Consider the following 12182-nt stretch of genomic DNA (forward strand, 5'->3'; position numbering starts at 1 on the left):
GAAGTTCGGTGCCTTGTTCAGGGGAGGGACGACTTTCTTTTTTCTCATTCACATTCAAGAGGTCCATCTATCCTTTCGTATCAAGCCAATCATGGCGGAGGGCGAACAGTTCACGTAACTCCGTGGTTGAGAGCTCTGTAATCCACGACTCACCACTTCCCACGATTTGCTGACTGAGCGTCAGTTTTCTTTCCATCATCTCATCGATTCGTTCCTCGATCGTTCCGAGTGAGATGAATTTATACACTTGCACATTCTTGCTTTGCCCGATCCTGTGGGCGCGGTCGGTCGCCTGATTCTCGACTGCAGGATTCCACCAGCGATCATAGTGAACGACGTGATTCGCTTCGGTCAGGTTCAATCCGGTACCGCCAGCCCGCAGAGACAGGATAAAGATGGCGCCACGTTCTTGATCAGGCAAAGTTTCGTCTTGGAAACGTGCGATCATGTCGTCACGAGCTTCCTTTTTGGTAGATCCGTTCAAAAAGAAGACCGGACCGTAGCCTTCACGAGTGAGCACGCGCTGCAGCATGTTGCCCATCTCGATATATTGAGTGAAGATTAGACAACGTTCCCCTTTTTGCCGGATATCTCCGATCAGCTCCAACAGACGCTCCAGCTTGTGAGAACGACTCGCCTCATCCCTCGTGACGATCTCACCCAGAATCAGCGCGGGATGATCACAGAGCTGCTTGAGACGCGAAAGGGTAGTAAGGATAAGTCCTCGCCGTTCCATCGGGCTGGTGTTTTCCATTCGTGCAAACATCTCTTGAATGGCCGTCTCGTACAAAGCACCTTGCTCGGCCGTTAGTGGCACGTACTCTTTGCCCTCATTCTTTTCGGGCAGGTCGAGCTGGATATGCGGGTCGGTCTTTACGCGACGAAGTAAAAAGGGCTGAATCAAACGTTGGACCTGCTGAATGAGACTCTGATCCTGATCTCGTTCGATGGGGTGCACAAATCGTCTCGCGAATTCGCCTAGACTTCCTAAATATCCAGGGTTTAAAAAGTCAAAGATGGACCATAGCTCGCTCAGGCGGTTTTCAATCGGGGTACCCGTCAGGGCGATCCGATGCCACGCATTCAAATCGCGTACAGCTGACGCCTGTTTGGTATAGGCGTTTTTTATGTTTTGGGCTTCATCCAGACAGATCGTATTCCACGTGACCATCGATAGCTCTTTCTCATCCAAATGGGACAAGGCATAGGATGTAATGACCAAATCCGCGTCAGCAATCGCAGGCAAGAAATCTTCCTTCTTTTGCCTCGCGTTTCCGTAATGAATAAACACCTTTAGTGAAGGCGCGAATCGTTCCAGTTCTTTTTGCCAGTTGCCGATAACAGAAGTAGGGCAGATCAACAACGAGGGAGTACCTGAGCTGCCATCTTGCTGCAAATGGAGTAAATACGTGATGTACTGAACCGTTTTCCCTAGCCCCATATCGTCTGCCAGACAAGCACCCAACCCAAATCTACGCAGGAATAACAGCCACGAGCTGCCTTCCAGCTGGTATTTACGAAGTGTCCCTCGGAACGTAGGAGGCTGCTCCAATATCGGGATTTCTTTGGTTTCTTGTAGCTGATGCATGAGTTGCAGCAAGTGCTGATTTAACTCTACTTCTACAGAAAGGGGATAGGAATCGACTTCCTCATCATCTTCTGAGTCCTCTTCCAGTTCAACAGGTGCTGTCAAATGCATTTTCATAACATCGCGGAATGTAAGGGCGTTTTTCCCCTTTGACTTTTTCAACGTTTCCTGTAGTTGCATAAACAAATCAGGAGTCAGCTGCACCCAATGTCCGCGTATTTTCAAGAGTCTTTGCTTCTGTTTGATCAGTTGTTCAAATTCGTCTTCACTGAGTTCGACGGGTCCTAACGCGAGCTTCCATTCAAAATCCATCACTTGCGAAATACCCAGAAACGACTGCCTGCTCGAGCCGACAGAAGAGGTGACCTTTGCTTTTAGCTTCGGTCTGACACGTCGGACTTGTTCCCACCAGGCAGGTAAAAAGACATGAATCCCGGCTTGGACAAGCAATAAGCTGCTGGCTGTCAAAAACGTCCAAGCTTGCTCGTTTGAGAGTCGAGAGTTCAAGATAGGTTGGTCCGATGGCTGGGTCTCCCAAGGCAAGATGTCCCGACATTTGTGAATATCGTGCAAGAAGCGCTCCCAATGCTCCAGCCAGTCTGATGGAATGCCAACAGGCGTATAACCTTCAGGAGAATCCAGATCCTCCTCGATAAGGAAGAGGCGGTCTGGTTCTTCACGATCTTGCAAATAGACAGAGAGCAACCATTCACCAAAGCTGTCTTCGGCCTCAACTAACCGCAGACAGGTACGAAACGGGGTGAGGTCTGGGAGCCATCCGATTGTTTGTAGCCATTCGCGCTCTTCCAAGTGAGGGGACAGATCAGAGCCTGTGATCGTCAGTGCTGGATACTGAGTCAACAACTGATCCCATGCGAGACCCACTTCGCTCCTGGAGAACAGCAGATCCTCTAGTGCGAGTGAAAGCCATTTGTTGCCAAACACGGGATAGTCGGCCGGAGAGTTGAGCAGCTTCCAGCCATAATGGCCCGCTTTCCATTGCGCAAAGTCAGGGGTAATGAGCCCTGCTGCGAGAGCCTCGTGAATCGCGAGCGCAGTCTCCTGGTAGCTTGAAAACGCATGATCGGGCTTGTAAACCATGTGCTCGAGCCAGGTAGGAGTGGCAAAAAAGGAAAGAGCCTCAGACGGACTCAGGAGCAATCCTTGTTCAGATTTCTCCAGGAACGTTCCAAAATACGATTTTTCATCCCAGGCAAACAGGACTCCTGCCAAATGCTCAGGGTCGATCGCTTCTCCATGGGAGCCCGTTCCGGTGATCAAAAAACGCCCGTCTGCCAAAATTTCCGCGGCGAGAACCAGCGTAGTGACAGTGGTCATAGATTCAGATTTCCTCTCTTTAGCTCCTCCTGGAAAGCGCGCAATCGGTTATGCTTTGCACCCAATTGATCCACGTAGCGTTCCCAACGAGCTTCTTGGTTCGCTTTGCTATAGGCGGTACGTATTTTCTTTAACAATTTGATCGCTTCTTTGTACGCAGATCGATTGCGTTCAGCGATCAGGCGATTCACTTCACGTAAATAGAGCGGGAATAGCAGGGTAGGATGAGTATCTTCCATTTCTTTAAACTGAACCGTGAGTACTTCTGTAATGGGCACTTGATAAGACATTTGCAGATCAATCCATTGGCGAAACTGTTTTTGCTCATACAAATACGCAGCGTATTCGTGAAAGCTGCTAGGTAAAAACTGTTTCAGCATCGCTCCACATTCTTCCCCTCGTCCGACTCTTTCCATCGCTTCTTGCCAGATGGCTGCGACAAGCTGGTAGTTTTGCGGATCAGCGCTGCCAATTAGCGACTGTAGAGCTTCCGTCCAAGCTAGAAAGCGCGGCCAGTCTTCGTTGCGAGCGAACATTTTCAAATAAGGCAAGTAGAAGGAGAGAGACAGACGGCTGTTTGAGCGCCAGGTATGAATGGCAGCATCATCAGCACCCTCCATCACATAAAAATGTGCACGTAGCAGCCTGTATACTTCTTTCGCAGAAGTAGCTGTCGATGGATCCTGTATTCTTTGGTCGAGGTCCTTGATCTCTGCTTGAATCCAGTCGGATACCTGTAACAGATTCCACCAGAGGAGCTGGTAGGCAAACGTCCAATAGAGGGCGGTCGATTCCGTGTCCTTCATCTTTTTGACCGTAAGCATCGTCTGTTCCAATAGCTCATGATGGTGTTCTCGCAGATCATCGATGTCCATGTAGAAGAGTGTCCCTTCCAGCTGCTCTAAAAGACGCTCTGCGGTTTGGGACAAGTCTTGGAACCAGTAGGACTGGCGATTTGTTTTTACAAAATCCTGCAGCTTTAACAGGTGGAATACATTGGCATATACCGTAAAGAGCTGCGCGCGCGCAGGCGGCCATGCAGCCGCAACTCCGAGGATATTTTGATAGCTGGATAATAACTCTGATGATGCCCGATACGTCTCCATCGCAGAGGGGAGATTCCGTGTCCAGTTTTCCAGGAACGTCCACCATTCATGAACAGGGCTGTCTGGTTTCAGTGGTGATTGCACGGCTGTGCCTTCCTGCGGACTTGGTAGAGACAAATTTTTATAGGCAGGTACGAGCATGGCAGGAGAGAACTTCGCTCGTCTCGGCTGTTGGGCACGGGTCAGATAGTGACGAGGGTTCTCAAAGACGCTGTACATCTGAAAGAATGTAGCAGCCATATGTTTGCACAGTCGAGTGTAAGGACATGTACACGTGCTGTTCTGGATGTCCTCCAGATCCAACTCGACATGATACACCTGCGAGCCTTGTACATCACTTGTCAGCAACTTCCCCTTTTCTACACGGGTGTTAAAGACCACTCCATCTGAAAAGTAGGAGTAGCCTCGTTCGATAATCGATCCCTCGGCAAAAACGAGGAGCTGCTCTCCTGTCTGCACCGCTTGTTCCCGTGTCAGTTCTCTTTGCAACATCTGGTTAGATCCTCCGCACGAAGTGTCATCCCTCCATTATAACCCAAAGAGTGGGGAATGGAAAAAGGAAGAACAACTACAATTCGTTGATTCCATTTAGATAACGAAAAATGATGTCATAAAGTGGGTCGTTTGACTGATACAAGCTCACCATCGCTTGCTTTCTGCCATTTTTTCCGAAGAACCAGCCACCGGTATACCAGGCGAGTGGAGATTCAAATTGGTAGGGGCCAAAGTATCGTCCCTGCGCATCTGTCCCGCCAGTTGTCCCTTTACGTAAATACGCAAGTAATCGCTCCCGTTTTGCTTGATCGTAGGTGACAGCCAAATCAAACTCGATTTCTACACCCATCCCGTATGTGTAGGCGGACGCTGCCGATTCACGAATACTGCGTTGCGGATTGAAGTAGGCATTTGGCTGGAGAAAGGCTAGATCAAAGCCTAAAGAACGCCATTCGCTCCAACCCCGAGCTTGTTGGTAAGGAATCCAGATCGATTTGAATAGCGTGCCATCCATCTTGCATGTATGAATCTGCTGATTCACCTCCGCGATGACAAAACGGTCATCGTAATTACCGCCGTGCTCATATAGGCTCTCTTGTAGCCAATAGAAGCCTTGCAAACGCAAGCAGCATTTCAGATGACTGTTCGACCAAGTCGCAAGGAATAGACACATCCAGTCTACGACGGCTTGTACGCGGCGAAGATCATTCGAAAAGATTTGCGGATTGGGGTAGGGGAGAGCGATCCATACATTTGTAGTGGAAAGGCAGGAGCGTTGTACCGCTTGACAGAGTGCATCCAGATTTCTATTGCACAGAAATAGTTCATCGAGGTAACGAACCCATTCGTTCCAGTTCGCAGGTGCTTTTTCATTCCGTGTCAAGTGTCGGCCTTCGCCAGATTCATTGAGAATTCCGAGAGCGAGAAAAAGAAAATCGCTGAACATGGTTCCGTCGACGCAGCCTGTCTTCGAATCCGTATGGGTCAGGAGGGGGAGAAAGTCAGTCATTTCCCAAAATTGATAGTGAGGTGTGCCATCAGATCCGATGCTATAGCCTGTATAAGCGAGGAACAGTTGGTCCACCTGCCCTTTTTCCAGAGAAGGATAAGGAGACAATGGTCACCACCGCTTTCCCAGTGAATTAGATTCACAAATGATCCTCTATGTATATGAGGCAGTAGCTTGGGCTATCCGTGGAGAGGATATGAAAGGAACGTTTGTTTGCTGTGAAGCTGGCTCCTGGAGCCATTTCCGCTCAGTGGACATGGATTGCTTTACTGTGAAAAGGATAAATTCAATCGCGAATTGATCCATTTTATCAGATAGAAAGAGCATGAGATCGAGCTCAGCTAGCTGTTCTTTTGAAAAGGGCAGAAGGTTGAGCTCTTTGTTTGTTGCTATAAACGATTTGTTTTGAATGATTTTGATAGTTTATGGATGATAATGATTGTTTGTGAATGATTCCTGGGTTATTATCATTGACAGGAAGCAGCATTTTTCTCAAAAAGGAGGCACTCATGCTTACTCCTGAACGGCATCAACTCATTTTATCCATGCTAAAAGAGAAAGATACGGTTCGCATCAACGAACTGGTAGAAGTAACGGGAGCGTCAGAGTCCACCATACGTCGGGACTTGAGCGAGCTAGAAGAGCAATCTTTTCTGAAACGAGTACATGGGGGAGCGTCCTCCTTGCAACATAAGATCGAAAAACCAACCATGCTAGAAAAATCGGTCAAATACGAACGGGAAAAATCGGCGATCGCTAAATATGCGGCGAGCCTGGTGAACGAACGCGACTCGATTTTTATCGATGCAGGCTCAACAACCTCGCGTATGGTTCCATTTTTGCCCTACGAGAATATCGTGGTGGTCACGAATAGCCCGGACATCGGAATTCAATTGATCAAGCGAAACATCAAAACGTTTCTCATTGGTGGTGAATTGAAAGCGGCTACATGGTCGTTGGTGGGACGTGATGCGATCAAAACAATTGGACAGTATCGTTTTGATAAATGCTTCATCGGTACGAATGGGATTGATCCAACGCATGGTCTGACGACACCGGACCCAGATGAGGCGTATGTCAAACAATTGGCCTTGCAATGTTCCAACCTCCGTTATGTTTTGTCTGACTCGCACAAATTCAATCGCGTGACTTTCGCAAAAATGGGAGATCTCTCGGATGTAACGATCGTCACTGATGAAGGACTGAATGAGGAAGACCAGCTCATCTACAGCAAATTAACGACCATAAAAGTGGTGAAATCATGATATACACAGTAACCATGAACCCTTCTATCGACTATCACGTTTGGATCAAGACAATGGTAGAGGGTACCATCCACCAAGCGCAAAAAGAGTGGAAGACTGCTGGAGGAAAAGGGATCAATGTCTCCAAAGTATTGCGCAATTTGGGGAGCGTCAGCGTCGCACTCGGTTTCGTAGGAGGTTTCACAGGCTCATTTATTCGACAACAGCTCGATCAGGACGGAATCGAGCATCGTTTCATCCCTGTTACGCAAGATTCGCGTATGAATATCAAGATTAAGGCAGAGCGTGAGACAGATCTGAGCGGCGTTTCTCCTCTCATTCCAAAAGTAGCGATAAATGAGCTCATGGATCAGTTGGATCATCTGACGAGCGATGATTTTCTCGTGTTGGCGGGGAGTGTTCCCGCAAGTGTGCCAGCAGATATTTACCGTATCATTATGCAGCGGATGAACCAATTGGGTGTCCGCGTCATTCTCGATGCGAAAGGAGCTGCGTTGGACAACGCTCTAGCTGAGAGACCATTTTTGATCAAACCCAACCACTATGAGCTTGGGGAACTATTTGGAGCTAGCGTGGAGACGACGGAAGAAGCTGTTCACTATGGAAGACGAGCATTGGATTTGGGAGCGACCAACGTCATCGTTTCAATGGCTGGGCAGGGGGCTGTGTTTGTCAATCGTGAGAAAGCGTTCGCTGCTCAGTTCCCCAAACAACAGGCAGTTAATTCGATTGGTGCGGGGGATTCGATGGTAGCTGGATTCCTGTATGCGTATACACGTGGTCAGCAAGTAAAGGAAGCCTTTCAGCTTGCTGTCGCGGCGGGCAGTACGACAGCCATTTCAGAAGGGTTTTGCACACCGGAGAAAATCGAGGCGTTTTTACCGCACATCACGATAACAGAGTTGTAAGAGAGAGGGACTTCACCGATGGGCAATCAAATTCGGTTCGCAGACCGCTTGAAAGCCGACACCATCGCCATTCCGCATGCGAAGACAGCTGCAATGAAACAGCCTAGACAGCCAGTCTATGTACGGGCTGGCTATTTTTTTTGCTTGGGCGGGGAATGATGTAGCTATAGATAAAGGGGAAGGATGGTACAAATGGAAGGAGCAGTAACCAGCACGTCCCGCAGAAAAGCGAAAAAAAGGCGAATCGTCACTAGGGCGCTGACCATTATTATCGGCGCCATACTCGTATCAGTAGGACTGGAAATTTTCCTCGTACCCAATAACATCATCGACGGTGGAGTAACAGGGCTTTCGATCATGTTGTCTCACCTGACAGGACTCAAGCTCGGCCTGTTTCTCTTCGTTTTGAACCTTCCTTTTTTAATTGTCGGCTACAAACAGATAGGCAAAACCTTTGCCATTTCTACCTTATTCGGTGTAGCAGTTATGTCTGTAGGGACTTCATTACTGCTGCCGGTCCCTAGTCTCACTCACGATTTACTGCTATCTGCGGTGTTCGGAGGAATTATCGTGGGGATCGGTGTTGGCTTAGTCATCCGGGCAGGAGGTTCTCTGGACGGGACAGAGATTGTCGCTATTTTATTAACGAAAAAGAGTCCGTTTTCAGTGGGCGAAGTGGTGATGTTCTTCAACATCTTTATCCTGGGTAGTGCAGGGTTTATTTTTGGGTGGGACCGGGCGATGTACTCGTTGATCGCGTACTATATCGCGTACAAAATGATTGACTTGACTATGGTTGGACTCGACCAATCTCGTTCCGTCTATATCATCAGCGATAATCCTGACGAGATTGGAGATGCCTTGGCAGCAGGACTGGGACGTGGGATTACCTATCTAAGCGGAGAAGGTGGATATTCAGGCGAAGACAAGAAGGTCATTTTCTGCGTCATCACTCGTTTAGAGGAAGCCAAATTAAAGTCTATCGTAGAGGAAATCGACCCCTCTGCCTTTTTAGCGATTGGCCATATTCATGACGTGTCTGGCGGTCGTTTCAAAAAGAAAAATATCCACTAGAATAGAAAGGATAACAGTACCCTTGAAAGAGGCTCGTGAGTCTGTTTGAAAGGGTACGTATTCATTCTGTTATCGGAAAAATGTTATTCCCTCATTGATTAGTAAGATTTATGAAATTATGATTAGAAGGGAAAGTATTTCAGATAGAACGCTTGAACATCTGGAAGGAGGATGAAACTTGAAAACGATACTTGTAACTGGATTCGACCCATTTGGAGGAGAAACCCTGAATCCTGCCTGGGAATCGGTCAAGCGGCTCAAGGAAGGTTCATCAACTGACTACAAAGTGGAAGTCAGACAGATTCCTACTGTCTTTGACAAATCACTGAAATATCTAAAAGAAGCGATTAAGGAAACGAGTCCCGACATCGTGTTCTGTATTGGACAAGCTGGAGGTCGACCAGACATCACGATCGAGCGCGTGGCGATCAACGTAAATGATGCTCGCATCCCTGACAATGAAGGCAGTCAGCCTATTGATACAGAGGTCGTGGAAGGAGGGCCAGTCGCTTACTGGTCGACCCTTCCGATCAAAGCGATCGTCAAGGAACTACGGGAAAAAGGAGTCCCTGCTTCCGTATCACAAACTGCCGGAACGTTTGTCTGCAACCATATTTTTTACGGTTTGATGCATACGATCTCCACCTTGAATCCATCCATCCGGGGGGGATTCATCCATATTCCTTATTTGCCGGAACAGGCAGCGCGGTTGGTTGGTCAGCCGAGTATGGCAGTGGAGACGATTGTGCAAGGATTACGTGTGGCTATCGAAGCTGCACTTGCTCATGAACAAGATATCGTGTTGACTGGTGGACAAATCAGTTGATCAAGAGGAGGGAATCTCCTCTTTTCCTTTATCTATTCGGAACAGCTGTCCCGATAATCGGAATAGGGGTGGGGAGTTGCAAAACTATGAGTTCTTTCCTCTAGGCGATTCAGGTGTCGTTGTCAAGCTGGGGGAAGTCATCGATCTCAGCACGCACGAAAAGGTAAAAAAGCTATCTGCTTATTTACAAGATGATCCCTTTCCCGGGATGGTAGAGCTTGTGCCGGGATATACCACAGTGTCCGTTTATTATGATCCTGTCGTTTTGTACGATCCGAACAGAGATCAAAGCTCTCATGAGAGGGTCATCGAGTATCTAAGTGAGATCATTTCTCGAGCGCATGATGGGAATGCTGGGGACCCAAGGCTCGTGGAAATCCCAGTTTGCTATGGAGGCGAGTACGGACCTGATCTGGAAGAAGTAGCGAGGCACAATGGTCTTGATCCAGACGAGGTGATCCGCATTCACTCTGAACAACAGTATTTGGTGTACATGATCGGTTTTGCACCAGGCTTTCCTTATTTGGGGGGATTGGATGAACGTATAGCGACACCGCGTCGTTCCACACCACGTACCGCGATCCCGAAAGGAAGTGTGGGGATCGGTGGTTCTCAGACGGGGGTGTATCCGATCGTCAGCCCAGGCGGATGGAATATCATTGGTCGAACAGCTCACCCTTTATTTCGTCCTGAGGACCAACCACCCAGCCTACTTCGCTCGGGGGATGTCGTTCGCTTTCGGCCTATTTCGCCAGAAGCATTTGAAGCACAAAGGGAGGTGACTTCATGAGTGTAGAAATCATTCAGCCAGGTGTCTGCACGACCGTACAAGATATGGGGAGATACGGCTATCAACAGCATGGAGTCATTGTCGGAGGTGCGATGGATTCGTTTGCAATGCGCATGGCGAATATGCTTGTTGGCAATCAACCAAAGGATGCTGTACTTGAGCTGACGTTAAAAGGGCCAAGTCTCTTGTTCCATGAAGACTTGCTAATAGCGGTATGCGGGGGAGATTTTGCTCCTGTCATCGATGGTAAACGTGTTGCATCAAACCGTGCAGTATGGATAAAACGTGGCAGTACACTGCAGTTCTCCCATGTTAAACAAGGATGTCGCGCTTATCTCGCAGCCGCGGGAGGATGGGATGTACCTGTGGTGATGGAAAGCAGGAGTACGAACTTCCGCGCCGGATTTGGTGGCTTCGAAGGGAGAATGCTGCGGGCAAAAGATCTTCTGAAAACGAATGCTCCTGGGGAGTACAGCCGCTTTCTCGCTTCCAAGTTGGCCAAACAGGCAGGCTCGGATTCGTTTGTCCAAGCAGACTGGTATGTGCCGAAAGCGATGTTTACATACCTGAGGAATGAAATGGTTCGAGTCATTCGTGGGGAGCAATACGATGATTTTACTGCCCAAAGCTGTCGTCAATTTTGGGAGCAGTCTTTTCATGTCTCACCGCAATCGGATCGTATGGGCTATCGACTAGCTGGGCCGCAGTTGAGCTTGTCTTCGCCAATGGAGCTGACCTCAGAGGGGGTAACCACTGGAACCATCCAGGTACCGCCCAGTGGCCAACCGATCGTTTTGTTGGCAGACCGTCAGACAATAGGCGGATATCCCAAGATTGGATATGTTGCCAGTGTTGATTTACCGATTTTTGCTCAGCTAAAACCAGGTAATGTCGTGCATTTTCAGGAAGTCTCCGTAGGTGAGGCGCAAAAAGCGCTGTTTGACAGAGAAATGGAACTTAGACAGCTGAGAGTAGCGATGGAACTCACTAGTGGATGGAGGTAGCCGATGAAATACGTAGATATCAATTGTGATATGGGAGAAAGCTTTGGCGCCTATCAAATAGGGAATGACCGTGAAATTCTCGACTACATCAGTTCGGCGAATATCGCATGCGGTTTTCATGCAGGGGACCCGGCGACGATGAGAAAGACGGTACGCATGGCCTTGGCAAAGGAAGTAGCGATCGGTGCACACCCAGGTCTGCCTGATTTAGTCGGTTTTGGTAGACGCAACATGGATCTATCTCCACAGGAAGCATATGACATGGTCGTGTACCAAATCGGGGCGCTGCAGGCATTTGTCCAGGCAGAGGGAGGCTCCATGCAACACGTGAAACCTCATGGAGCGCTGTACAACATGGCTGTCACACGTGCACCTCTCGCCGAAGCCATCGCTGAAGCGATTTACAAAGTAAATCCCACTCTCATCCTGTTTGGGCTCGCAGGTAGCGAATTGACTCGTGCGGGAGAAAGAATCGGGCTGCGAACGGCAAACGAAGTGTTTGCGGACCGAACTTATCAGCAAGATGGCACGCTCACACCCCGCAGCCAATCGGATGCCATGATTACGGAGCAATCTCAGTCGTTGCAACAAGTTGTACGCATGGTCATGGAAGGCCGCGTGCTATCTCGACAAGGGGTAGACGTATCGATCAAGGCTGACACGATCTGCATTCACGGAGATGGAGCGCACGCGCTGGAATTTGCTCGAAGCATCCATACTGCGTGTAAGGAAGCTGGGATCATACTCCGATCCTTCCAGACAACTGCTTGAAAAGACAA

The 12182-nt window shown here is 48.7% G+C and carries 11 protein-coding genes; 8 read left to right on the top strand and 3 right to left on the bottom strand.

Annotated features, from left to right (window positions below):
* Nucleotides 1–67 precede the first annotated feature (67 nt).
* The 3 genes from AN963_RS06815 to AN963_RS06825 all read right to left on the bottom strand — a co-directional run bounded on the left by AN963_RS06815 (nt 68) and on the right by AN963_RS06825 (nt 5644).
* Nucleotides 68–2926 carry a DEAD/DEAH box helicase gene (locus AN963_RS06815; protein WP_055743755.1) on the bottom strand — a complete coding sequence of 953 codons (2859 nt, stop codon included), beginning with the start codon at nt 2924–2926 and terminating at the stop codon, nt 68–70.
* On the bottom strand, nt 2923–4524 hold the full coding sequence (locus AN963_RS06820) for an SWIM zinc finger family protein (RefSeq protein WP_055743756.1): 1602 nt from the start codon (nt 4522–4524) through the stop codon (nt 2923–2925). The genes AN963_RS06815 and AN963_RS06820 overlap by 4 nt, the downstream gene beginning before the upstream one ends.
* Before the next feature lie 76 nt (nt 4525–4600).
* Nucleotides 4601–5644 carry a DUF4855 domain-containing protein gene (locus tag AN963_RS06825; RefSeq protein ID WP_055743757.1) on the bottom strand — a complete coding sequence of 348 codons (1044 nt, stop codon included), beginning with the start codon at nt 5642–5644 and terminating at the stop codon, nt 4601–4603.
* Nucleotides 5645–6045: 401 nt separating this feature from the next.
* On the opposite strand from AN963_RS06825, the gene AN963_RS06830 reads away from it, so the two are divergent.
* The 8 genes from AN963_RS06830 to AN963_RS06860 all read left to right on the top strand — a co-directional run bounded on the left by AN963_RS06830 (nt 6046) and on the right by AN963_RS06860 (nt 12174).
* Nucleotides 6046–6801: a DeoR/GlpR family DNA-binding transcription regulator gene (locus AN963_RS06830; RefSeq protein ID WP_055743758.1), complete on the top strand. Its 756-nt coding sequence runs from the start codon at nt 6046–6048 to the stop codon at nt 6799–6801.
* Nucleotides 6798–7709: a 1-phosphofructokinase gene (gene pfkB / locus AN963_RS06835; RefSeq protein WP_055743759.1), complete on the top strand. Its 912-nt coding sequence runs from the start codon at nt 6798–6800 to the stop codon at nt 7707–7709. The genes AN963_RS06830 and pfkB overlap by 4 nt, the downstream gene beginning before the upstream one ends.
* Nucleotides 7710–7727: 18 nt before the next feature.
* The gene (locus AN963_RS31105; protein ID WP_161827253.1) at nt 7728–7868 is read left to right on the top strand and encodes a hypothetical protein; all 141 of its coding nucleotides are present in this window, start codon (nt 7728–7730) and stop codon (nt 7866–7868) included.
* Between the two features lie 33 nt (nt 7869–7901).
* Nucleotides 7902–8783, top strand: a complete 882-nt coding sequence (locus tag AN963_RS06840) for a YitT family protein (protein WP_055743760.1) — start codon at nt 7902–7904, stop codon at nt 8781–8783.
* Between the two features lie 178 nt (nt 8784–8961).
* Nucleotides 8962–9609: a pyroglutamyl-peptidase I gene (gene pcp, locus AN963_RS06845; protein ID WP_055743761.1), complete on the top strand. Its 648-nt coding sequence runs from the start codon at nt 8962–8964 to the stop codon at nt 9607–9609.
* 76 nt (nt 9610–9685) lie between these two features.
* On the top strand, nt 9686–10399 hold the full coding sequence (gene pxpB, locus AN963_RS06850) for a 5-oxoprolinase subunit PxpB (RefSeq protein WP_055743762.1): 714 nt from the start codon (nt 9686–9688) through the stop codon (nt 10397–10399).
* Nucleotides 10396–11403 (top strand): 5-oxoprolinase subunit C family protein, encoded by a 1008-nt coding sequence (locus AN963_RS06855; RefSeq protein WP_055743763.1) that lies wholly within the window; start codon nt 10396–10398, stop codon nt 11401–11403. The genes pxpB and AN963_RS06855 overlap by 4 nt, the downstream gene beginning before the upstream one ends.
* A 3-nt stretch (nt 11404–11406) precedes the next feature.
* Nucleotides 11407–12174, top strand: a complete 768-nt coding sequence (locus AN963_RS06860) for a LamB/YcsF family protein (protein ID WP_055743764.1) — start codon at nt 11407–11409, stop codon at nt 12172–12174.
* Nucleotides 12175–12182: the final 8 nt, after the last annotated feature.

The sequence above is a fragment of the Brevibacillus choshinensis genome (genome assembly GCF_001420695.1).
GTDB classification, from domain to species: Bacteria; Bacillota; Bacilli; order Brevibacillales; family Brevibacillaceae; genus Brevibacillus; species Brevibacillus choshinensis.